This window comes from Proteus sp. G2674 (assembly GCF_009915195.1).
In the GTDB taxonomy this organism is placed as follows: Bacteria; Pseudomonadota; Gammaproteobacteria; order Enterobacterales; family Enterobacteriaceae; genus Proteus; species Proteus mirabilis.
In genome coordinates this window covers 113667-136407 of the sequence record NZ_JAABLS010000010.1, presented here as the reverse complement: position 1 = coordinate 136407, position 22741 = coordinate 113667, and the positions used below count along the sequence as shown (strand labels likewise).

Annotated in this window: 22 protein-coding genes; 14 read left to right on the top strand and 8 right to left on the bottom strand. The window is 39.6% G+C overall.

Features of this window, described 5'->3' with window-relative positions:
• The first annotated feature begins 70 nt into the window (after positions 1–70).
• From GWI58_RS03100 to zinT, 3 genes are read left to right on the top strand one after another with little or no spacing between them, the layout of a single operon-like run.
• A complete protein-coding gene (locus GWI58_RS03100) occupies positions 71–319 on the top strand; it encodes a type B 50S ribosomal protein L31 (RefSeq protein ID WP_004246279.1) in 249 nt (82 codons plus the stop codon).
• Between the two features lie 10 nt (positions 320–329).
• On the top strand, positions 330–455 hold the full coding sequence (ykgO, locus tag GWI58_RS03095) for a type B 50S ribosomal protein L36 (RefSeq protein WP_004246277.1): 126 nt from the start codon (positions 330–332) through the stop codon (positions 453–455).
• 3 nt (positions 456–458) lie between these two features.
• On the top strand, positions 459–1106 hold the full coding sequence (gene zinT, locus GWI58_RS03090) for a metal-binding protein ZinT (RefSeq protein ID WP_094959722.1): 648 nt from the start codon (positions 459–461) through the stop codon (positions 1104–1106).
• A 141-nt stretch (positions 1107–1247) separates the two neighbouring features.
• Here the strand turns inward: zinT and GWI58_RS03085 are convergent, their stop codons facing one another.
• Entirely contained in the window at positions 1248–2696 is a 1449-nt protein-coding gene (locus tag GWI58_RS03085) for a succinate-semialdehyde dehydrogenase (RefSeq protein ID WP_161768889.1), read from the bottom strand.
• A 259-nt stretch (positions 2697–2955) separates the two neighbouring features.
• Here GWI58_RS03085 and GWI58_RS03080 point away from each other — a divergent pair, with 259 nt between their 5' ends.
• A complete protein-coding gene (locus tag GWI58_RS03080; protein WP_004246273.1) occupies positions 2956–3576 on the top strand; it encodes a peptidylprolyl isomerase in 621 nt (206 codons plus the stop codon).
• Between the two features lie 138 nt (positions 3577–3714).
• Positions 3715–4455, top strand: coding sequence for a 3'(2'),5'-bisphosphate nucleotidase CysQ (cysQ, locus tag GWI58_RS03075; RefSeq protein ID WP_074924327.1), 741 nt, complete (start codon positions 3715–3717; stop codon positions 4453–4455).
• Positions 4456–4512: 57 nt separating this feature from the next.
• Here cysQ and GWI58_RS03070 read toward each other — a convergent pair whose 3' ends face one another.
• Positions 4513–5073 carry a YtfJ family protein gene (locus tag GWI58_RS03070; protein ID WP_017827590.1) on the bottom strand — a complete coding sequence of 187 codons (561 nt, stop codon included), beginning with the start codon at positions 5071–5073 and terminating at the stop codon, positions 4513–4515.
• 283 nt (positions 5074–5356) lie between these two features.
• Here GWI58_RS03070 and GWI58_RS03065 point away from each other — a divergent pair, with 283 nt between their 5' ends.
• On the top strand, positions 5357–5563 hold the full coding sequence (locus tag GWI58_RS03065) for a DUF1107 domain-containing protein (RefSeq protein WP_004246270.1): 207 nt from the start codon (positions 5357–5359) through the stop codon (positions 5561–5563).
• Between the two features lie 84 nt (positions 5564–5647).
• Here the strand turns inward: GWI58_RS03065 and GWI58_RS03060 are convergent, their stop codons facing one another.
• Together GWI58_RS03060 and msrA are read right to left on the bottom strand one after the other, a co-directional pair.
• Entirely contained in the window at positions 5648–7021 is a 1374-nt protein-coding gene (locus tag GWI58_RS03060; protein WP_161768888.1) for a hemolysin family protein, read from the bottom strand.
• A 162-nt stretch (positions 7022–7183) separates the two neighbouring features.
• Positions 7184–7810 (bottom strand): peptide-methionine (S)-S-oxide reductase MsrA, encoded by a 627-nt coding sequence (gene msrA, locus GWI58_RS03055; protein ID WP_004249614.1) that lies wholly within the window; start codon positions 7808–7810, stop codon positions 7184–7186.
• Positions 7811–7947: 137 nt separating this feature from the next.
• Here msrA and tamA point away from each other — a divergent pair, with 137 nt between their 5' ends.
• The 6 genes from tamA (at position 7948) to GWI58_RS03025 (ending at position 16917) form a co-directional block, all read left to right on the top strand.
• Positions 7948–9690, top strand: coding sequence for an autotransporter assembly complex protein TamA (gene tamA / locus GWI58_RS03050; protein WP_161768887.1), 1743 nt, complete (start codon positions 7948–7950; stop codon positions 9688–9690).
• Positions 9687–13508, top strand: a complete 3822-nt coding sequence (tamB, locus tag GWI58_RS03045; RefSeq protein WP_161768886.1) for an autotransporter assembly complex protein TamB — start codon at positions 9687–9689, stop codon at positions 13506–13508. The genes tamA and tamB overlap by 4 nt, the downstream gene beginning before the upstream one ends.
• Positions 13509–13513: 5 nt before the next feature.
• Positions 13514–13861, top strand: a complete 348-nt coding sequence (locus GWI58_RS03040; RefSeq protein ID WP_004246264.1) for a gamma-glutamylcyclotransferase family protein — start codon at positions 13514–13516, stop codon at positions 13859–13861.
• A 251-nt stretch (positions 13862–14112) separates the two neighbouring features.
• Positions 14113–14376 carry a hypothetical protein gene (locus tag GWI58_RS03035; RefSeq protein WP_004246263.1) on the top strand — a complete coding sequence of 88 codons (264 nt, stop codon included), beginning with the start codon at positions 14113–14115 and terminating at the stop codon, positions 14374–14376.
• 46 nt (positions 14377–14422) lie between these two features.
• Positions 14423–15715 (top strand): dTDP-4-dehydrorhamnose 3,5-epimerase family protein, encoded by a 1293-nt coding sequence (locus GWI58_RS03030; protein WP_161768885.1) that lies wholly within the window; start codon positions 14423–14425, stop codon positions 15713–15715.
• 8 nt (positions 15716–15723) lie between these two features.
• Positions 15724–16917 (top strand): MFS transporter, encoded by a 1194-nt coding sequence (locus GWI58_RS03025; protein ID WP_004253020.1) that lies wholly within the window; start codon positions 15724–15726, stop codon positions 16915–16917.
• 77 nt (positions 16918–16994) lie between these two features.
• On the opposite strand, the gene ppa is transcribed toward GWI58_RS03025, so the two are convergent.
• Together ppa and fbp are read right to left on the bottom strand one after the other, a co-directional pair.
• Positions 16995–17522, bottom strand: a complete 528-nt coding sequence (gene ppa / locus GWI58_RS03020; protein ID WP_004246260.1) for an inorganic diphosphatase — start codon at positions 17520–17522, stop codon at positions 16995–16997.
• Positions 17523–17721: 199 nt separating this feature from the next.
• Positions 17722–18729, bottom strand: coding sequence for a class 1 fructose-bisphosphatase (fbp, locus tag GWI58_RS03015; RefSeq protein ID WP_004249610.1), 1008 nt, complete (start codon positions 18727–18729; stop codon positions 17722–17724).
• A gap of 165 nt (positions 18730–18894) precedes the next feature.
• On the opposite strand from fbp, the gene mpl reads away from it, so the two are divergent.
• Entirely contained in the window at positions 18895–20274 is a 1380-nt protein-coding gene (mpl, locus tag GWI58_RS03010; protein WP_004246258.1) for a UDP-N-acetylmuramate:L-alanyl-gamma-D-glutamyl-meso-diaminopimelate ligase, read from the top strand.
• 68 nt (positions 20275–20342) lie between these two features.
• Here the strand turns inward: mpl and argR are convergent, their stop codons facing one another.
• A complete protein-coding gene (gene argR, locus GWI58_RS03005) occupies positions 20343–20813 on the bottom strand; it encodes a transcriptional regulator ArgR (protein ID WP_004246257.1) in 471 nt (156 codons plus the stop codon).
• Positions 20814–21263: 450 nt separating this feature from the next.
• On the opposite strand from argR, the gene mdh reads away from it, so the two are divergent.
• Positions 21264–22202 (top strand): malate dehydrogenase, encoded by a 939-nt coding sequence (gene mdh / locus GWI58_RS03000; protein WP_094959716.1) that lies wholly within the window; start codon positions 21264–21266, stop codon positions 22200–22202.
• Positions 22203–22302: 100 nt separating this feature from the next.
• On the opposite strand, the gene GWI58_RS02995 is transcribed toward mdh, so the two are convergent.
• Entirely contained in the window at positions 22303–22569 is a 267-nt protein-coding gene (locus GWI58_RS02995) for a helix-turn-helix domain-containing protein (RefSeq protein ID WP_004246255.1), read from the bottom strand.
• Positions 22570–22741: the final 172 nt, after the last annotated feature.

The following is a 22741-nucleotide window of genomic DNA, read 5'->3' as shown; positions in this document are numbered from 1 at the left end:
AAAATAAAAAGGCGCTACATTATCGCAACTCAATATTGTTATATTATAACATTACATAAAGAGGGCGAGTATGAAAGAAAATATTCATCCACAATATCGTACTGTCATTTTCCATGACACTAGCGTAGATGCTTATTTTAAAGTGGGATCAACCATTCAAACTGATAAAACTATTGAGTATGAGGGGCAACGCTATCCTTATGTCACTTTAGATGTCTCTTCTCAGTCTCATCCATTTTATACCGGTAAACAAAAAACACATTCTCAAGAAGGTAATGTGGCACGCTTTAATAAGCGTTTTGGCCGATTTGTTAATTAGGGAAGAAAAAATGCAAGTATTAAGTTCATTAAAGAGTGCGAAGCTGCGCCACCCTGATTGTAAAGTGGTACGCCGTCGTGGACGTCTGTATGTAATTTGCAAATCAAATCCACGTTTTAAAGCCGTTCAGGGGTAACCTATGCAAAAACCAATCCTTTCTTGTCTTTTGATTATGGGTTTTTTAGGTAGTGCTATGTCTGTTTTGGCACATGGACATCATCATGAAAAAGTACGCACACAAGCACAAATAGATGCTGCGAATGGGATTTTTGAGGACAAGGACGTTCTCAATCGCTCATTAAGCGATTGGGATGGCGTATGGCAATCTGTTGAGCCCTATCTGCGTAGTGGCGAATTAGATATCGTTTTGCAAAAGAAAGCGGAGACGAAGCAAGATAAAACAGTAGAACAATATCGAGCTTACTATACACAAGGCTATAAAACCGATGTTGATATGATTGGTATTGAGAATAATATCGTAGAGTTTCATCGTGGTGATAAAGTCGATAGCTGTGAATATCACTATGATGGTTATCGTATTCTACATTATCAATCGGGTAAAAAAGGTGTTCGCTATCTGTTTAGATGTGACGATGCCAACAGCCAAGCTCCACGGTTTATTCAGTTTAGCGATCATATTATTGCACCAGAAAAAGCACAGCATTTTCATCTATATATGGGAAATAGTTCACAAGATGAATTACTTAAAGAGCTAACTAATTGGCCAACCTATTACCCTTATTCAATGAAAGGGGAAGATATTATTCATGAAATGCTTTATCACTAATTAAAGTGAAGAAATAACCTATTGGGCTGACATCAATACCCTTGATATTTATCGAGGGTATTGTTTATTTAATGAAAGATAATGGTTGCAAAAAGCAATCGCGTCCTTGCGATGACTTTTACTGTTAATCAGTGGCCTCGTTTACAGGCCTTGGCAGAGGTATTTCATTTCCATATAGTCCTCAATACCATGCTCAGAGCCTTCACGACCTAAGCCAGACTGCTTTATACCACCGAAAGGAGCCACTTCATTAGAAATTAGACCTGTGTTAATACCGACCATGCCATATTCTAGATTTTCAGCCACACGCCAAATACGTTGTGGATCTTCACTGTAGAAATAAGCGGCTAAGCCATAGATGGTATTATTGGCTAGATGTACTACTTCTTCTTCATTGTCAAAAATGACTAAAGGTGCCACGGGGCCAAAGATCTCTTCTTCAAGAATATGACTATCAGCAGGCACATTACCGACCACGGTAGGCTGAAAGAAATTTTCACCTGCTTTATCTCTTTCACCACCACATAGCAGTGTCGCACCGCGTTGTAAGGTATCAGCAAGGAGTGATTGTGATTTTTCTACCGCCTTATGATTAATAAGAGGCCCAATAGTCACGCCTTCGGTAAAGCCATTACCGACTTTTAGTTTTTTAACCTCAGCAACAAAGCGTCCACTAAATTGTTGATATACATCTTTATGGATATAAAAACGATTTGCACACACGCAAGTCTGTCCGGCGTTACGGAATTTCGCCCCCATAGCACCTGCAACCGCTTTCTCAATATCGGCGTCATTAAAGACAATAAATGGCGCATTTCCCCCTAGCTCCAGTGAGACTTTTTTCACACTGTCAGCACATTGGCGCATTAATAAACGGCCAACCCCTGTAGAGCCAGTAAAACTTAATTTACGCACGCGGTTGTCTGATGTGAACACTTCACCGATTTTAACTGCATCACCGGTGACAATATTAATAACACCGGCAGGTATTCCTGCTTGCGCGGCTAATTCAGCTAACGCAAGGGCTGTATAAGGGGTTTCGTTGGCAGGTTTTATCACCATAGTACACCCCGCGGCTAATGCTGGGGCTGCTTTACGGGTGATCATGGCAGCAGGGAAGTTCCAAGGTGTGATAGCCGCACAAACACCAATCCCTTGTTTGATCACCATTAGACGCTTATCTGATGAAGGGGAGGGGATAATTTCACCGTTGGTTCTTTTACCTTGCTCAGCAAACCACTCAATAAATGAGGCTGCGTAGGTGATTTCGCCTTCAGCTTCGGCAACGGGTTTACCTTGTTCAAACGTCATCAGTTCTGCAAGTTGACGCTTGTTATCCTGTATCAGTTGGAACCAGCGTTGCAGTAAAGTGCTTCTTTGATGTGCGGTTAACGCACGCCATGTCGGTAATGCTTTGGCGGCTGCATCAACAGCCGCTTTGGCTTCTTCTGTTGCCATATTCGGCACAGTACCAATGGGCTGATTTGTTGCAGGATCAATCACTTCAACCGTGTCTTTGCTTTTTGCATCACACCAAATACCGTCAATATATCCTTGTTCACGGAAATAGGGATTGTCAGTTATTTTCACTTCGTACCTCTCTGAACATATATATTGATATTGAGCGCTGGGTTAACAGAGCTACCTTGTCTTTAATTATATGCTTGTGTGAGAGGCTTGTGAAAAAAAGTCTGAAAAATATCGTCAAGAAAGGTCAAAATCCATGACAAATAGCGCAAATTGATGGCGTTTTCGACGAATAATCGCGATTAGCCAAGACGGGAGGTTTACGCTCTAGCTTACCACTGTTATTCTTGGCACTAACTTTCATAAAAACAGGTATTTTTTCATGTCAAAACCATCATTTGATTCTATTGAATCGCAGGCAAGTTACGGTATTGGTCTGCAAGTCGGCCAACAACTGACTGAATCAGGTCTTCAAGGATTAGAGCCAGCAGCACTGCTTGCCGGCTTGACTGACGCGTTAGAAGGCAATACTCCTTCTGTACCTGTTGAAACGTTACACAATGCTTTACGTACTATGCATGAGCGTGCTGAAGCTGTTCGTCAAGAGCGTCAAGCGGCACTGGCAGAAGCAGGTAAAGTATTCTTAGCAGAAAATGTAAAAAAAGAAGGCGTGCAGGTTACTGAATCTGGTTTACAGTACAAAGTACTGAAAGCAGGAGATGGCGCTATTCCAGCTCGTACTGATCATGTTCGTGTGCATTATACTGGTCGTTTAATCGATGGTACGGTATTTGATAGCTCAGTACAGCGTGGTCAGCCTGCAGAATTCCCTGTTAATGGGGTGATTGCAGGATGGATTGAAGCATTAACCTTGATGCCAGTAGGCTCTAAATGGGAATTATATATTCCTTACCAATTAGCTTATGGTGAACGTGGCGCGGGGGCGGCTATTCCTCCTTTTGCAACATTAGTTTTCGAAGTAGAACTATTAGAAATTTTATAATTTCTTCTTCTGCAAAAAATAACACTATAGCCGGTTTTTTCCGGCTATTTTTGTCTCTATACTAGAGTAAAGAGAGTGCAAGATAATTGATTTTTATAAGAGTGAGTACCATTCTTATAAAAATAAGTGAGGTGCATTATGTTAGAACAAGTCAGCGAATTAGCCCGCCAAGCGGGTCAGGCGATAATGCAAATTTATCAACAATCAGCGCCAATTGAAGTACAGGAAAAGAGTGACCATTCACCGGTTACTGCAGCAGATTTAGCCGCCCATCAAATTATTAAGCAAGGACTTGCCAGTATTGCGCCAGATATTCCTCAATTATCTGAAGAAGATCCTCCTGCGTGGGAAGAACGTCGCCATTGGCAACGTTATTGGCTGATTGATCCCCTCGATGGTACCAAAGAGTTTATCAATAAAAATGGTGAGTTTACGGTTAATATTGCGTTGATTGAACAGGGTGTACCGGTATTAGGCGTTGTGTATGCACCAGTACAAAATATTCTCTACTCAGCAGCCAATAAACAGGCATGGAAAGAAACCTGTGGTCAGCGTTTACCAATAAAAGTCAGCCGTGCTGACCCCCCCGTGATTGTTATTAGTCGTTCTCATCAAGATGATGAATTAAAAGAATATTTATCGCAATTGGGTGAGCACCAAACGGTGGCTGTTGGATCTTCATTAAAATTTTGTCTAGTGGCGGAAGGAAAAGCTCAGCTTTATCCGCGTTTTGGACCTACTCATACATGGGATACTGCAGCAGGACACGCCATTGCGATAGCCGCAGGGGCACATGTTACCGATTGGAAAGGGGTGACACTTGATTATTCACCGAGAGAATCACTGATAAATCCTGGTTTTAGAGTCTCTATTTTCTAATGATAACGAGAGCAGAGCCCTTAAGTTTAAAGGGCTCCGATACAGATAATTTAAATACTATTCTTTAATTAAGTCATTGATAAGGTTAATGGCGGAAGTTATTTCTGCACCACTTAATACACCTTCTTTGACAAAACGAACTTTTCCTTGTTTATCCAGCACAATAATTGCTGAACTCTCTTTTTCTAGTCCCCAACCTTTTTGCGCTACACCATCAGCATCAACAATAAATTGTGACCAAGGAAACTCTTTTTTACTGTCTTCAACACTACCGCGAACAAAAGGCCCAGTACCAAAGATAGCATCATCAGTATTGATGATAGTGGTTGTCTGATAACTATTTTGTGGAAATTTGGCTTGTTTGATGGCTTCAATCAGTGGCGCATTCATCTCTTTAGCCTTACTGCGTCCAGCGATATGTTGAATTGTGCGTACTTTGCCACTAAGTAGTCCGCTATTCCAATTTTGATAGCTAAATTTATCTTTGGCACCATCATAAAGAAGCTCCCCTTTGTCACTCACAGAGATCGCCGGTAGTAGGGTATCTTCAGTAATATTATGGGCAAATACCCATGTAGATGTGCTAAGCAAAAGTGCAGCCAAGGTTATTTTGTGCATCGTTATTGTCCTATTATTCAATTCGACTTTATCGGCTATTTAAGCATAGAGGCTAAAAAAGAATAATACCTCATTGTTGATACATTTTTTTAACATATAGGGTGTAAGATAAAGTATTCACACTCTCGATTTATCTTCTTTACTGTCAATAAGTGTAAAAATAGATAAGAAATTTAAATAAATGGAACCTAGTACTTATAATTAGGTCTTTAAATTTGGTATATAAAGATCGGTCTTTATGACTGATTAAATTCACAACTGAGCATGGGAGACTAACTGAAAGATGAAGATCTTCAATCGCTATAACCCAGAAAAAATTGCTCTCTACGTTAAGACGTTATTTCGTGGACGGTTTTATATCAAAGGAATGGGCGCATTTGAGTTCGATTACGGTAAAATTTTATTGCCGAAAATAAAAGATAAGCTGCATTTTAATGTGATGAGTGAAGTTAACCAGCAGGTGGTTTTACTCAAAGCTGAAATGGGCTAACTTTTATCTGATAGATAACTGAGTCTATATCTTGTGCTTTTACGATAAGACTCAGTTATTAATTTCAGTTTGTTACCAGTTGATTTAGGCTTTATGCTCTTCGTGCTCAAAAGGCACTTCTGTCGTTGTTTGAGGAGCAGGTATTGCTTCTTGCAAAACCGGTTTTACTGGCGGAATATCATCAATTTTAGTGACAAGCAGTTGATCAATTTTATAGTTATCAATATCCACCACTTCAAATTTATAACCTGCGAACTTCACATAGTCAGTACGTTTGGGGATCTTACGCAAACGGAACATCATAAACCCAGCAATGGTTTCGTAATTGCTAGAATCCGGGAAATCATCAATATCTAATGCCCGCATAACATCATCAATAGGTGTTCCACCTTCAACCAACCATGAATGCTCATCACGACTGACGATTTGCTCTTCTTGACCCGGGCCAATCAGATCGCCCATTAAAGTGGTCATCACGTCATTTAAGGTGATAACGCCCATCACCATCGCATATTCATTGAGAATAATGGCAAAATCTTCCCCTGAGGTTTTAAAGCTTTCTAGCATGTCAGATAAAGTTAAGGTATCCGGAATAATAAGGGCTTTACGGATATGCACGCCTTCTTTGAGGTTAAGACTTTGCCCATTGATCACACGGTTGAGTAGCTCTTTTGAATCTACATAACCAATAATATGGTCAATATCCCCTTCACAAACTAAGAATTTAGAGTGGGGCTGAGTGGCAATTTTATGCTTAATATCTTCTTCTGTCTCTTCGCGATCAAAGTAGACAACATCTTCACGTGGTGTCATGGCTGATGGTACGGTACGTGATTCTAATTCAAACACATTTTCAATTAATTCGTGCTCTTGTTTACGTAATACCCCCGCTACTGCACCGGCTTCGACAATCGCAAAGATATCATCAGATGTAATATCTTCATTTCTTACCATCGGGATTTTAAATAGTTTAAAGATAAGATCTGCCATGCCATTAAACAACCAAACGAAAGGGCGGAATAAGGCGAGACAAAAACGCATAGGATTAACAATTTTCAGTGCAATGACTTCTGGCTTGATCATGCCGATACGTTTAGGAGTTAAATCGGCAAGCAGAATAAACATCGATGTGACGATAATAAATGAACAGACCGATCCTAATTGTTGCGCGAGAGGTGCTTCTAAAAAGCGGGAAAAGAGATCTTTTAATGCGGGGGAAAAAGCAGATTCACCGACAATACCCGCCAAAATGGCAACGGCGTTAAGACCAATTTGTACCACGGTAAAAAACATACCGGGGGTTTCTTGCATTTTTAATACACGAGCGGCGTTAATATTTCCTTCGTCAACCAACTGTTTGAGTTTAATACGACGGGAGGCCGCCAGTGATATTTCAGACAGCGAAAAAAAGGCGCTAATGGCACACAGCAAAAGCACAATGAGTAAACTATTAAGCATATAAGGCTCACATCACCCAGAGTATTAAATCCAGAGGGTAATACTTGAGTGTTAATAATCGAAGATAAATCAATATATTGTGATAGACTATTTTATAAAAATAGACACAAAGATAGATAAGAGGGCGTAATTATATCATCGCCCTGCTATTTTCTGCTAGTGTTAGTTTGCCGGTGGAAAACAGATACCAATGCCACCAAGTCCACAATAACCTTGAGGGTTTTTAAATAGGTATTGCTGATGATAATCTTCAGCAAAATAGAAAGGTCCGGCAGGTTGTATTTCAGTGGTGATCTCTTTATGTGCCCCTTCACTATTGATAGCTTGTTGATAACGTTGTTTTGACTCAATAGCTTGTGCATATTGCTCAGGGGTTAGGGTATAAATGGCCGAGCGATATTGGCTACCAATATCATTACCTTGGCGCATGCCTTGGGAAGGGTCATGATTCTCCCAAAAAATAGCCAATAATTGTTGATAGCTGATAAGGGTAGGATCAAATACCACACGAACGACCTCTGCATGACCGGTACGGCCTTGGCAAACTTGCTCATAGGTGGGATTTTCTGTTACACCACCGCTATAACCGGCACTTGTGCTATAAACACCGGGTTGTTGCCAAAATAGGCGTTCAACGCCCCAAAAGCAGCCCATGGCAAAATAAGCAATTTGCATATTTTCTGGGATCTCACGGATAGAATGCCCATTGACGGCATGATTAGCAGAAATTTCTAATGGCGTTGTGCTGCCGATTACGGCATGCTCAGGATGATAAGCTTTATGTTGCAAGGTAAACTCCAAATTTTATATTTGTAAACGCTTTACTATGGTAAAGGTTTAATATTGTTATAAACTAAATCTACAATAAAGCTTAAAACTATTTGTCGTCAATTACCGAATGATATAAATAATATTGAGGAGAAAACGTGCCGAGATACTCCGTTATCTACGTTCTCTGTCTGTCTTCTATAACGTTTTTTGCTTATGGGGCAAATTTACGTTTAAAAGTAGAAGGTTTAGAAGGGCAACTCGAAAAGAATGTACGAGTCCAGCTATCAAACATAACAACAGAAGAAGTTGCACCAGACGGGCGTTTTCGTGCGCGTGTTGAAAAGGCAATTAAAGAGGGCCTACGGCCTTTAGGTTATTATCAGCCAACGGTCACTTTCTCTTATCAAGAAAATACCCCTCCGACACGCCCTGTATTAACAGCAAAGGTTGAGCTTGGTATTCCCGTACTGTTAAAAGGGGTCAATATTGTACTGGAAGGGGGAGCTAAAACAGATGAACAATATGCCAAAGTGATTAAAGAAAACACCCCCCCTCTTGATAGTGTGTTAAATCATGCCGAATATGAAAAATTAAAAGGCTCGTTAACAGGGCTTGCTATTCGTCGTGGTTACTTTGATGCAGATATGGAAAAAAGCCAGCTCGGTGTCTCTTTAGATAATCATGCCTCGTATTGGGATTTTGTCTTTAATAGTGGTGAACGTTACCGTTTTGGTAAAGTGAATTATACTGGCTCACAAATTCGTGAAGACTACCTACAAAATATTGTGCCTTTTAAAGAAGGGGAATATTACTCTTCTGAAGATTTGGCAGAGTTTAATCGACGCTTAGCTGCCACAGGATGGTTTAATTCGGCGGTTGTCACACCTAATATCGCTAAAGCACGTAGTGAAGGCAATTATTTGCTACCAATGGATGCCGTTGTTACCCCTCGTTCACGTAACTATATGGAGCTAGGGGGCGGTTTTGCCACAGATGTCGGACCTCGATTAAATATGCAGTGGGATAAACCTTGGATAAATTCTAGGGGCCATAGTTTAACATCGAATATGAGTATTTCTAAGCCTGAGCAATCTATTGGTGCTAATTATAAAATTCCATTAAAAGTTAACCCATTAGAACAATATTATGGCATTCAAGGCGGTTATAAACGTACAGATTTAAATGATACTCGTTCGGATACCACCACACTGAACGTTTCTCGTAACTGGGATATGTCAACGGGATGGCAATACAGTATTAATACCCGCTGGAGTCTGAGCCACTTTACCCAAGGTGATGTGACCAATACAACCATGTTGCTTTATCCTGGTGCGAATGCAAGTCGCGTACGCCAACGGGGTGGCATGATGCCTTATTGGGGGGATAGCCAACGTTATTCAGTCGATTATTCCAATAAAATATGGGGATCTGATGTTGAATTTCTCGCCCTACAAGCTCAGCAAGTGTGGATACGCACACCTTGGGAAGGCCACCGTTTTGTGGTCAGAGGGACGTTTGGCTGGATTGAAACGAATCAATTTGAGAAAGTACCACCCGAATTACGTTTCTTTGCTGGTGGCGATAGAAGTATTAGGGGTTATAAATACCAAAGTATTTCACCGGAAGATAGCAAAGGTAAATTAACAGGGGCATCAAGAATGCTAACGGGATCTGCTGAATACCAATATAACGTAACTGGAAATTGGTGGGGAGCTGTATTTGTTGATAGTGGTGAAGCCGTTAACGATTTTACGAAAAGTGATTTTAAAACAGGTGCTGGTGCGGGGGTTCGTTGGGCATCTCCAGTAGGGCCTGTAAAGTTTGATTTAGCCGTTCCAGTCAATAGTGGTGAAGAGCGTAAGTTACAGTTTTATATTGGGTTAGGAGCTGAGTTATGATGAAGTGGTTGAAAAGGATAACACTAACGCTACTTATCATCATTTTACTGGTTTTAGGTGCTCTTGCATGGATTTTAGGGACGCAATCAGGGCTACATTTTGCCATTAATAGTGCAGCTCGTTGGGTGCCAGGTTTAACCATTAACAGTGTTAATGGCGGTTGGCAAGATTTACGTTTAACGGGTGTTGAGTATCAAATGCCGGGTGTAGACGTCAATGTGGGGGAGTTATCACTAGGCTTAAATTTAAGCTGTTTGAAGGACAAACAACTGTGTGTTGAGGCCTTAGGCACACGTGATGTTATCGTCAATGTAGATACTAGTGCACTCCCTCCAGCACAAGAAACACCCCCTTCTGAGCCTTTAACTGAGCTTAATGCCCCTTTACCTATCTATTTAAACTCTCTCTCATTAGCCAATACGCGTGTACAAATTGATGATATGGCCCTATCACTCAATGAGTTTACTACGGCAGCACAATGGGAAGGGCGCCAAGTTACCTTAAAACCGACAGTCATTAATGATTTGTTGGTGGCGTTACCGAAAACACCCGAAGACGGTAGTGTTGTCGCCATGGCGCAAGATGTAAAAGAAGTTGCAGCAACGACGCCTCAAGCGGAGCCTAAAACACCGCAAGAGCAAGAGCAGGCATTAGCTGACACTATTAAGACAATTTTCGCCAAGCCTTTATTAGCGCAGTTACCCGAAGTTATTATTCCTGTTGATATCAATGTGGAGGGGATAGAAGGTAAACAGTTACAAGTTAGTGGTGATACGCCTGTGACTATTAATCAACTCTCTTTTCAAGCCAATACGCAAGGTCAACAGGTTAATCTCACTAGGCTCAGTATTGATGCGCCAGAAGGCAAAGTCAGTTTAAACGGTCAAATTACACTGGATAAACAGTGGCCGGTTAATCTAGATATGCAAGCGGTGCTTCGTGAGATGGCAGGATTGGAAGAGTTTAAAGATCAGCAAGCAACACTGTCCTTACAAGGTGCGATACTTGATGAATTAAAACTCGCACTCTCTTTAACAGGAACTGTTACCGCAAGCCTTGATGCACAAGCTGAGCTCGCTAAAGCACATCTTCCACTAAAATTAACCTTAGAGAGCCAAAAAGTGCGCTGGCCTTTAACGGGAGATGTGCAGTATCAACTTAATGATACTCGACTACGTCTTAATGGGCAGACGGATAATTATGATCTTTCATTACGTTCTAATATTGAAGGACAAGAGATCCCGCCAGCCAAATTGACCCTAGACGCTAAAGGGAATGAAGAGAAAATAGCACTCACTCGTTTGCGTTTAGCTGCATTACAAGGTCATGCGGATATTACCGGTGTGGCAGATTGGAGTAAGGCGATTAGCTGGAATGCATTATTGACTATCTCTGGTATTAATACAGCTAAACAATATCCCGATATGCCAGCGAAATTAGATGGACGTATTGCTACAACGGGTAGCCTGTATGGAGGAAGTTGGCAACTGCGAGTGCCTGAAATTACCTTAGATGGTAATTTAAAAAATAATCTTATTAAGGCGCGAGGAAACGCCTATGGTAATGATTCGGGGCAATGGAATATTCCTCAATTAACCTTAATTCTAGGTAAAAATAATCTCGATATTGCGGGGCACTTAGGTGAGCAGTGGGCGCTTGATGCGAACATCAATGCTCCGGGGTTAAATGGTTTAGTGCCGGGGTTAGCGGGCGTTATTAAAGGGAAAGTGAATGTTCGCGGTGATATTAATAAGCCGAAAATTATTGCTGATATCAATGCACAAGGGATCAAATGGCAAGATCAGCTCAGTGTTGGGTCAGTTGTCGTTAAAGGTGATATTCAGTCAGATGACGTGATCAGTGGTAAACTGGCAATTACAGCACGCCAGTTAAAACAGGCTGATTTAATTATTCGTCAATTAACGCTAGATGCGGCAGGGACAGAAAAACAGCATAAGCTTACCTTGAAAATGGATGGGGAACCCGTATCGGGTGGCCTGACATTAGCCGGCTCGTTTGATAAAGAAAAACAGCAGTGGCAAGGCACACTTAACAATACCGCATTTGATACGCCTGTAGGCGAATGGCGTTTAAATAAAGCGATGGCGCTAAATTTATTAGCGGAAAAACAGCAAGTGACGATTGGTTCACATTGCTGGGTAAATCCTAATGCACAACTGTGTGTACCTAAAGAGATCACTGTAGGTGAGAGTGGTAGTGCGGCAATCACGTTAACACGCTTTGATTTAGCCATGATAAAACCATTCTTACCTCCTGAAACCGCGCTACGCGGTGTCTTTACGGGAGATGCTACGGCAACTTGGAATGCGAAAGGCGGATTACCTAAAGCGTCAGTTAACCTTAAAGGTCAGGGCGTTGGTGTAAAACAAAATGTCGATGGTACGGTATTACCTATTGATTTTGATGCAGTTACGTTAAATGCGGGTATCAATAATGGTAAAGCGACCTTGCAATGGTTGATTAGTATTGCCGGTAATGGTGACTTTAAAGGCCATGTCAATGTTGCTGATCTAGAAAAAACACGTCAATTATCAGGTACGGTTGATATTGATAACCTGACATTAGATCTGATTAAGCCTTTCTTGGGTAAAGGTGAAATAGCGCAAGGTAGTGTAGGGGCGCAGCTACGTTTAGGGGGGAATGCACAATCACCATTGCTATTTGGGCAGTTTGGTATTAACCAGTTAAAAGTAGTTGGTCACTGGATCCCATTTGACATCACCAAAGGGAATGTCGATATTCGCTTTAATGGTGCGACTTCTGATTTAAGCGGTAGAATCGAAACACCGGAAGGTTATTTAAATCTGACGGGGAATGCGGACTGGCGCAAACTAGATGAGTGGCGTGCCGTGGTGGCTGCGAATGGCAACAAACTGCGTGTGTCATTACCACCAATGGTTCGTATTGATGTTAACCCAGACTTAGTTTTTGAAGCTAATCCACATTTGCTTAAATTAGATGGTCGTATTGATATACCTTGGGCTCGTATCGTGGTGCAGGAATTACCCGAGTCTGCGGTGTCGGCCTCTTCTGATGAAGTGATGTTAGACAAAGAATTACAACCTATAGCACCAAAGCAGACTTCTATACCTATTCAAAGTAATTTGGCGATTAATATTGGCGATGATGTTACATTAGATGCCTTTGGGTTGAAAGCCAGATTAACAGGGGCATTAAAAGTTGCTCAAAGTAAGCAGGGGTTGGGATTAAATGGTCAAGTGGATATTCCTCGCGGGGAATTCAAAGCTTATGGACAAGATTTACAAGTACGTAAAGGGCAAATCTTGTTCTCAGGGCCGGTTGATCAGCCATACTTAAATATTGAGGCGATACGTAACCCTGATAATACGGCAGATAATGTCATTGCTGGGGTTAAAGTCACCGGACTTGCGGATAAGCCGAAAGTGGAAATATTCTCTGAGCCGGCCAAAACACAACAAGAAGCATTATCCTACTTGTTAAGAGGTGAAGGATTAGCAAGTGGTGATTCTGATTCAGCACAAATGACAGCCATGCTAATAGGATTAGGTGTTGGACAAAGTGGACAACTCGTAGGACGTATTGGCGAAACCTTTGGTATTTCTGATTTAGCGTTAGATACACAAGGTGTAGGGGATAGTTCACAAGTTGTCGTCAGTGGTAAGATAACCGATGATTTACAAGTGAAGTATGGGATGGGTATATTTGATTCGCTAGCGACGTTAACATTACGTTATCGCTTGATGCCCAGGTTGTATTTACAAGCAGTGTCTGGTATGAATCAGGCAATAGATCTGCTTTATCAATTTGAGTTTTAATTTATATGCGAATTATTGTTTATGGAAGTTTACGGCGAAATCAGGGTAACCATCACTGGATGACCTACGCTCAGCTATTAGGTGAGTATAAATTAGCGGGGTATAAACTCTATGATTTAGGGTTTTATCCTGCTGTGGTTGAAGGTGATGGTGAAATAGAATGTGAAGTTTATCGGATCACGCCTTCCATTTTGACGGAGCTTGATGAACTGAAAAAAAATGATCAAGATTACAAGCGCCAGTTGATATCAACACCTTATGGTAGTGCTTGGATCTATCTTTATCAAAAGCCAGTTGATGGGTTGCGAGAAATCAAAAGTGGAGATTGGCTAAAACGCCACGAAGAAGAGTAATAGGCTTACGAAAGCTGACTCAATAATGATTAAAAAAGCTCGATATATCGAGCTTTTTTATTTTTACTAAAAGTAGTATTTATATTTTAAAATTTAAATAAATAATTATTACTTCGTTTTTTATCTAAATTGATATGAAAATAATTAATGGTAGAGCTGATTGACAGAAAAATAACTTCAGTGTTAAAACAGTTTTGCTTAAGAAGGAAAGAGATAACGACTTATTATTAAATAGCGAAATAAGGTAATTTATGGACAAATTAAACGATATTACTCAACTTTATAATAATCCACCAAAAGATGTAAAACATAATATAGTCAATCATCGTTTTACGGATATGATGCTACAAACTAAAACTGTTGCAACAGAAGCATTAGATAAATTAGCTTATCTTGCAGGTATTAAAAATGCACCTGCTGATGATAAGTATTTAAAATTAAACACCACTAGCTTAGATGCGTTACTAAAAAGTGCGAAGTCACTTGGTTATGATATCGAAGTCGTCAGTCTTTAATCAATAAGCAGCCATAAGGCTGCTTTTTAAATGAAAGGAGGCAATAGTGAATAAGGATATTAATGAACTTAATAAAGATATTAATATTGTCGGATTACATTGGATTGAACGTTGGCGAGTGAATAATGGAAAAAATCAGTCTTATGTTATTCCTTTCGCAACAACCTATCCTATTAATATTGTTTATCACGGTAAAAGCGAATTTAAATATGGGCAGTATGGCATTCATCTTGGCCAGCAAGATACACTTACCTTTTTAGGTGATAAAAAACAAAAGATACTGGCTAAATTTATTGATTGTCGTAAAAACTCACCGACATTTAAATCAGAATTAAGTTTGGAGATAACCCCATCATCCGCAAGAACACTTATTATTCCCCCAGGAGTTGCTCATACTTTTTCCCATCTAGAAAATGTTTTTACCTTAAATAGCTACTCTCTTTTTTTACCTACTATCGAGCAATTAGCAAGTGAAACATTAAACTGGTCACCTAATAATGATGTGATAAATTTGCCGGAAGATATTGATATTAATGAGATTGAAGGCTATGAGCCGATGACAGAAGAAGCTTCGGCGCTGGTCTACTATCGAGTTGCTGAAATACAACAGCAGTGGTTAAGCCAACATCGATTTTTACACTCTGAAACTCGTAAAATTTGCTTAGATAATGGCGATGAAATTAATGTAAGGTTGCGAGAGAAAATTGCCGATGTTCAAAAACAATCATTACCTACATCCACTATTTTAGGTGTTGAATTTCGTGAAATGGCGACCCTGCATACGGGCAAAGAGAGTGGCATTGTCCCATTAACGCGACAATCCCCTATGTATCTAGTTGAACATGGTCAGGAGGCTTATGATTTCGACTCTTATGGATTACATTTAGGGCAAGAAGATCATTTAACTTTTTTAGGAAATACCTCGGGTAAAATCACTATTAAGCTGGTGGATATGCGTGAAGATTCGCCTACGCTATTTTATGAAGATGAAATGGTTTTTGATCCGGCACCCAATATTGAGTTAGTGATCCCCTGTGGTGTTGCCCATGCCTTATTTAATATGGCGAATATCATTACTGTGAATCGACCTGTTATCTATTTGGACGAAGAAAAAGAATATATTCCGGGTCATGACGTGATTGATTGGAAAATCGCTAATAAAAATTATCAAGCTTATCGTGTTAATAAAATAGCAGCAGATTTAACCTATTATCAATTTCTTGTTTCTAAACAACAAGAGTTAATGAAACATAAGCCCACCCATCATACCCCAAAATCGATTATTGTTTATGATGAAAATAATCAGCCTATTAAAGTATTAATTAAAGAAAAGGTGTAACCTCTATTATGCGTATTGTCTTTTTCTATATGCTTTTTTTGGTATTAAGTGCAGATGGTCTAATGGTTTTTTTGACACCTGTTATTGTTTATCAATTAACAACAAGCATTGAATATGCGGGATTGACATACGCTTTATGGTGGTTACCACGTATTTTTTTAATACCGCTTATTGGTCAATATATTGATGGTCTAGGTGTCCGTCCTGTTTCTGTTATTTCCGATAGCTGTAAAATTATCGGTTGTTTATTTTTATTAATAGTAGATTTTTCCTCTGATTTAGTTATTGCAATTAGTTTTGGATTAGTGGGTAGCTTAATTTCTATTGGTAATTCACAGACACTGATTTCATATGAAAAAATTATTGCCTTGATGAGTCGCCATAAAGAACATCATATTAATATAATGTCTCGAATGGATTTTTTGGGCATGATCATTGGCCCATTAATCGGCATGTTATTTATTGATTATGGTTACCATTATTTACTGATTATTCCCTGTCTATTTTATTTCATTAACGCCGTGTTCTTTTTGTTCTTTTACTTAGTACCAAAACAGCGCCAATCTGCCACTCAGTTACATAGCCTAACAGAGACATTACAGGTGACGAAAAGGATAGTGGTGATTTTTACGTCTCCTATTTTGGTTTTTTCTATTTTAATTGCTATCGGCAATAATATGTTTGATGGATTAATTGAGTCGAGTGGGGCGGCGTTGATCGACCAATCGATGAATTTACCCATTAAATATTATGGCTTTATTGATATTTCTGCGGGGATCTGTGGCGTGATAGGAACTTATTTATATGGTTATCTAACCCATTATTTAAATCGAAAATTATTAATGTCTCTATCAATTTGTATTATCACAATAAGTTCTTTTCTATTGGTTATTTTTCAACATGATATCACGGCTTTTATTCTCTTTTATGCCCTATCCATTATTGGTAAGGTTTTTTCAGGGAATATTTTACGGATGTTAAGAATAGAAATTATTCCTGTGACACAATTAGCTAGCATTTCCTCACTGATTATTTTGTTTAATCAACTGATTTTGCCCATTGTTGGGGGATTGCTCTTTTTTTCTACAGGAAATATTTCGACAGTATATATATTGATGATAATCGCTATGGCGATCACCTTGGTGAGTGGCGTAATGCTTATTATGCGGTTAAACCATAAAAAAGAGATAATCATAAAATAAGCCCACATTTGAAGTGGGCTTATTTTTGCTAAGCAACCAATGGATTACTTAGCAACGCTAATTCTAATGACACAGAATTATTTTTTTGCGCGTTCAAAAGAAGACAGAATTTCAGCTTTAGCCGCTTCTACGCCTTCCCAACCATCAACTTTTACCCATTTACCAGATTCTAAATCTTTGTAATGTTCGAAGAAGTGTTTGATTTGAGCTTTTAATAATTCAGGTAGATCGTTCACATCTTTAATGTGATCGTATTCTTTACTTAGTTTGGTGTGTGGTACAGCAACCAGTTTTGCATCTTCACCTGATTCATCAGTCATTTTCAGTACGCCAACAGGACGGCAACGAATGACTGAACCTGGTTGTAATGGGTATGGAGTTGGAACCAGAACGTCTACTGGATCACCATCTAAAGATAATGTGTTGTTGATGTAACCGTAGTTGCATGGGTAGAACATCGCTGTTGACATAAAACGGTCAACGAACAGTGCACCACTTTCTTTATCAACTTCGTATTTGATTGGATCAGCATTGGCTGGAATTTCAATAACAACATAGATATCTTCTGGTAGTTCTTTACCAGCAGGAACATGATTCAGGCTCATAAAAAATTTCCTATGAAAAATTAATTTGACGTGGCTCGTAGTATAGCGAAAAGTTTTTAACAATACCCGTTTTTTGCCGTACAGGTTGCCTTTTGAGGTAAAAATAAGCAACAAATACACGAATTAGCTATTTTGGGAGATGAAAAAACCGGACGCGTTAATTAAGCCCGGTTTAACTATATCCTGACAAAAAGAAAATTTATTCTTCGTCTGGATATTGAGCCATAAATGCTTCTGCTTGTTCGACCATCGCTTTAGTACCCACAAAGAATGGCATGCGTTGGTGCAACTCTGTTGGTTTGATATCTAAAATACGATCTTTACCATTACTGGCTTTACCACCCGCTTGTTCCGCGAGGAATGCCATTGGGTTGCATTCATAAAGTAAGCGTAATTTACCATTTGGATGACTTGCCGTACTTGGGTAAATATAAATCCCCCCTTTGAGCAAGTTACGATGGAAATCCGCAACCAAAGAGCCAATATAGCGAGTTGTATAAGGACGGTTAGTCGCTGCATCTTGCTCTTGGCAATACTTGATGTATTTTTTTACCCCTAATGGGAATTTAATGTAGTTACCTTCATTGATTGAATACATATTTCCGGTAGGCGGAAAATGAACACTTTCGTGAGATAAACAGAAAACCCCTAAAGAAGGATCGTAAGTAAAGGCATGTACACCACAACCGGTAGTGTAAACCAACATAGTAGATGAGCCATAAACGACATAACCCGCAGCAACTTGGCGATTACCGGGTTGCAGGAAATCATCTAGTGTCACTGGTTGGCCAATAGGCGTAATACGGTGGTAAATAGAGAAAATAGTACCAACGGAAACGTTTACATCGATATTAGAAGAACCATCCAATGGATCCATTAATACCACATACTTGGCATTTTCCGCACGATCACCTTCAAAGATAACGATATCGTCTTCTTCTTCCGAACCGATCCCCGCAACTTCACCACGAGCTTTAAGTGCTGCTTTTAGTTTCTCATTCGCGTAAAGATCCAGTTTCATCTGGGCTTCACCTTGAACATTAGAAACACCGTTAGTGCCAAGAATATCGACTAACCCAGCTTTATTAATATCACGGTGAATAATTTTAGCCCCAAGCTTAATGGCTGACAGTAATGCCGTTAATTCGCCAGTTGCATGGGGAAAATCTTGTTGTTTCTCGACGATAAATTCGCCTAATGTTTTCATGACGTGGGTCCTGAATGTGAATGGATAAAATATAAAAAGGAAAAAAGTTTCCTTATTAGTGGCAAGTTTATCCAAAGAATCGCATGATTCAAAGGTTAATCCGTTTCTAATCTGCTTTTTGATGGTTAGAATAGTGACCAACTTCATGCTATTGGAAAGAAATTCATGCACATTCATATTCTTGGTATTTGTGGCACCTTTATGGGAAGTCTTGCCATCTTAGCTCGAGCGAAAGGGCATAAAGTAACTGGCTCTGATGCAAATGTTTATCCTCCAATGAGCACATTATTGGAAAATCAAGGCATTGAGCTAATCGAAGGTTATGATCCACAACAATTGGAACCTGCTCCTGACATGGTGATTATTGGCAATGCGATGACTCGAGGGAATCCTTGTGTTGAAGCGGTACTTGAAAAAGGATTGCCTTACACATCAGGGCCACAATGGTTACATGACTATATTTTACCTGAGCGTTGGGTTTTGGCCGTTGCGGGTACCCATGGTAAAACGACTACGGCAGGTATGCTGGCTTGGATTTTAGAAGATTGTGGTTATCAACCTGGTTTTTTAATTGGTGGTGTGCCGGGTAACTTTCAAGTTTCAGCACAATTAGGGGAAAGCCCGTTTTTTGTTATTGAAGCTGATGAGTATGACAGTGCTTTCTTTGATAAACGTTCTAAATTTGTTCATTACTCGCCACGTACGCTTATCTTAAATAATCTGGAATTCGATCACGCGGATATTTTTGATGATTTAACGGCGATTCAAAAACAGTTTCACCATTTAGTCCGTATTGTGCCGGGCAGTGGCAAAATTATCATGCCTGATAACGATCTGAACTTAAAACAGACCATTGGTATGGGATGTTGGAGTGAGGAAGAGTACACCGGTGAGACGGGTGATTGGCAGGCGAAAAAGATCAGTAATGACAGTAGCCACTTTGCAGTGTTCCATAAAGGTGAGCAAGTCGGTGAGGTTTGTTGGGGACTTTCGGGTGAACACAATATGCAAAATGGCTTAATGGCCATTGTGGCAGCTCACCACGTTGGTGTATTACCGGTAGATGCATGCGCAGCACTCAATAAATTTATTAACGCTCGTCGTCGTTTAGAATTACGGGGTGAAGTAAATCAAGTGAGTGTTTATGATGACTTTGCCCATCATCCTACGGCGATTTTAGCAACCCTTGAAGCGCTACGTAGTAAAGTTGGCGGAACAGCACGTATTATTGCGGTATTAGAACCTCGCTCTAATACGATGAAGATGGGGATCAGTAAAGATGATATCGCCCCGGCATTGGGACGTGCTGATGAAGTTTTCTTATTTCAGCCACCTAACATTCAATGGTTAGTCAGTGATATTGCCGAGAAGTGTGTACAGCCTGCTCGTTGGAGCACGGATATTGATACATTAGTGGAGATGGTTGCTAAAGAAGCTAAACCGGGTGATCATATTTTGATCATGAGCAATGGTGGCTTTGGTGGTATACATGAAAAACTCCTGGCGAAATTAGCCACACCAAAATCATCTGTGGATCAATATTAATTTAAATAAGTAAGCCACTGAAATTTCAGTGGCTTACTGTTTATGACCTATTTTCCTGAAGTCGCTATTTATAATTCCTGATCAAATAGGTTTAAAATCGCATCTCGTAGTTCTTCTGTTGAGAATCCTGGCGCGGGTGTAGAAAAAATAGTGTCATCACCAGCGATACTTCCGAGGATCCCTTCTGCTTTACCTAAAGAATCTAATAAACGTGCAATAAGCTGTGCGGCACCGGGGCTGGTTCTAATAACCACTACTGAGTGGTTATGGTCAATATCAAGTACCAAATTTTTCAATGGGCTACTTGCTGTTGGTACACCAAGTTCTGTTGGCAGGCAGTAAACCATCTCCATTTTGGCATTACGCGTTCTTACTGCGCCAAATTTTGTTAGCATACGAGAGATTTTAGACTGGTTAATATTATCAAAACCAGCTTCTTGTAATGCAGTTACAATCTCGCCTTGTGAACTGAATTTTTCTTCTTTCAGCAGGGCTTTAAATGCTTTAACCAAGTCTTCTTGCTTAGAAGGAGTGCGCATAGTTCACCTTTAGTGAGTTATCAATAACTCGCACATTATGCAGAGAAGTGAATTTTTATGCAACATTAGCTCCGTTAATCTTGTTTCTCTTCTTGGTTGATGTGTGTTTTTGTGTGTTAACTCAAAAAAGTTTTATTTCTCGATATTGAATGCGATAATCTTGATTAGGTAAATAATTTGTTAACTAAATGATAATCTTAAATGATTATGCAATATGAGATAGCGCGTTTAGCACTTAGCGATATTTATTGGAATTATTTCTCAAAAGAGTGCCCGCTATCTCATTAACAGATAAGCAATTTGTTTAGAATAACCGAAGTATTATTTTTTACTACAAATGCCTTATTATGCAATATAGCTGTTAAATAATTGTTTTCTTTACTAGGTGTGTTGCGTAATAGTGAGTATATCAAAGGCGTTCCACTATCTCGTAAACTAAGGAGTATCAGAATGAAAGTAGCAGTTCTCGGTGCAGCGGGTGGTATTGGTCAGGCACTGGCACTTCTTCTTAAAAATCAGCTTCCAGCTGGTAGTGAACTCTCTTTATATGATATCGCTCCGGTTACACCGGGTGTTGCAGCGGACTTAAGTCATATACCTACTCAAGTAAGGGTAAAAGGTTTTGCTGGCGAAGATCCTTCTCCTGCATTAAAAGATGCAGATGTTGTTTTAATTTCTGCCGGTGTTGCCCGTAAACCGGGTATGGATCGCTCTGATCTTTTCAATGTAAATGCAGGGATCGTGCGTAATCTTATTGAAAAAGTTGCACAAAACTGCCCTAAGGCACTTATTGGTATCATTACTAATCCAGTCAATACTACGGTTGCTATCGCTGCTGAAGTACTGAAAAAAGCCGGTGTTTATGATAAAAAACGCCTATTTGGTGTGACAACACTAGATATTATCCGTGCGAATACTTTTGTTGCTGAATTAAAAGGCAAAAATCCACAAACAACGAATGTTCCGGTCATTGGTGGACACTCAGGTGTGACTATTCTTCCTTTGCTATCTCAAGTAGCCGGTGTGTCATTTACTGATGAAGAAGTTGCTGCATTAACAAAACGTATTCAAAATGCGGGGACTGAGGTTGTTGAAGCTAAAGCGGGTGGCGGATCAGCCACATTATCAATGGGACAAGCAGCTGCGCGCTTTGGTCTTTCATTGATCCGTGCTTTAAATGGCGAAAAAGATGTTATTGAGTGCACCTATACCGAAGGCGATGGTGAACATGCCCGTTTCTTTGCACAACCTGTTCGTTTAGGTAAGAATGGTGTTGAAGAATATCTACCAATCGGTCAATTAAGTGATTTTGAAAAACAATCTCTTAATGGCATGTTGGATGTATTGAAAAAAGATATAATTCTTGGCGAAGAATTTATTAATAAATAAAAAATAACTTTTTTGCTTTAAAATAATGTAAATTTAAATAAAAACCGCTGATAGTGTATCAGCGGTTTTTTTTATTAATTATAATATATGTAATTATTAGTTAATTATTGGTTTTGTCGCGTATCTTCCGTTCAAGTAATTCTCCTGTTTCAGGATGAAAATAACGACTGGGCCAAATTTCCGAAGGCGCTACACCTAGAAAGTCAGCAATGATTTTCTCACCTTTTGGCCAAGGGCGTGACAGTGCATTAGCCAGTGTTGAAGAGCTTAAACCAGCTTGGCGAGAGATGGCTGCCAGTGTTGTGCCTCGTTTTCTGAGTGCGGCAATAATATCGGCAGGATGCCAATCAGATTTCCTTGAAATCATTTTTAATCCTTTTTCTATAAAATTAAATGCTGTGTTAGTGGTATAAATAACAGTTTATTAGAAATGCTTAAAAGCATTAAACTGATTATTTAGAAAATAAAATAACATTATTTTTCTAAAAATATTTCTGATTTTTTTCTTAATAATTTCTTTTTTGAAGTTGATAACAATT

What these genes read in the sequence shown, in the direction of transcription:
- cysQ (WP_074924327.1), top strand. Translation starts at nt 3,715, where the DNA reads ATGTTAGAACAAGTCAGCGAATTAGCCCGCCAAGCGGGTCAGGCGATA.
- fbp (WP_004249610.1), bottom strand. Translation starts at nt 18,729, where the DNA reads ATGAAAACATTAGGCGAATTTATCGTCGAGAAACAACAAGATTTTCCC.
- ykgO (WP_004246277.1), top strand. Translation starts at nt 330, where the DNA reads ATGCAAGTATTAAGTTCATTAAAGAGTGCGAAGCTGCGCCACCCTGAT.
- GWI58_RS03070 (WP_017827590.1), bottom strand. Translation starts at nt 5,073, where the DNA reads ATGCACAAAATAACCTTGGCTGCACTTTTGCTTAGCACATCTACATGG.
- ppa (WP_004246260.1), bottom strand. Translation starts at nt 17,522, where the DNA reads ATGAGCCTGAATCATGTTCCTGCTGGTAAAGAACTACCAGAAGATATC.
- GWI58_RS02995 (WP_004246255.1), bottom strand. Translation starts at nt 22,569, where the DNA reads ATGATTTCAAGGAAATCTGATTGGCATCCTGCCGATATTATTGCCGCA.
- GWI58_RS03060 (WP_161768888.1), bottom strand. Translation starts at nt 7,021, where the DNA reads ATGCTTAATAGTTTACTCATTGTGCTTTTGCTGTGTGCCATTAGCGCC.
- GWI58_RS03100 (WP_004246279.1), top strand. Translation starts at nt 71, where the DNA reads ATGAAAGAAAATATTCATCCACAATATCGTACTGTCATTTTCCATGAC.
- mdh (WP_094959716.1), top strand. Translation starts at nt 21,264, where the DNA reads ATGAAAGTAGCAGTTCTCGGTGCAGCGGGTGGTATTGGTCAGGCACTG.
- GWI58_RS03025 (WP_004253020.1), top strand. Translation starts at nt 15,724, where the DNA reads ATGCGTATTGTCTTTTTCTATATGCTTTTTTTGGTATTAAGTGCAGAT.
- zinT (WP_094959722.1), top strand. Translation starts at nt 459, where the DNA reads ATGCAAAAACCAATCCTTTCTTGTCTTTTGATTATGGGTTTTTTAGGT.
- GWI58_RS03035 (WP_004246263.1), top strand. Translation starts at nt 14,113, where the DNA reads ATGGACAAATTAAACGATATTACTCAACTTTATAATAATCCACCAAAA.
- GWI58_RS03080 (WP_004246273.1), top strand. Translation starts at nt 2,956, where the DNA reads ATGTCAAAACCATCATTTGATTCTATTGAATCGCAGGCAAGTTACGGT.
- GWI58_RS03065 (WP_004246270.1), top strand. Translation starts at nt 5,357, where the DNA reads ATGAAGATCTTCAATCGCTATAACCCAGAAAAAATTGCTCTCTACGTT.
- argR (WP_004246257.1), bottom strand. Translation starts at nt 20,813, where the DNA reads ATGCGCACTCCTTCTAAGCAAGAAGACTTGGTTAAAGCATTTAAAGCC.
- GWI58_RS03040 (WP_004246264.1), top strand. Translation starts at nt 13,514, where the DNA reads ATGCGAATTATTGTTTATGGAAGTTTACGGCGAAATCAGGGTAACCAT.
- tamB (WP_161768886.1), top strand. Translation starts at nt 9,687, where the DNA reads ATGATGAAGTGGTTGAAAAGGATAACACTAACGCTACTTATCATCATT.
- mpl (WP_004246258.1), top strand. Translation starts at nt 18,895, where the DNA reads ATGCACATTCATATTCTTGGTATTTGTGGCACCTTTATGGGAAGTCTT.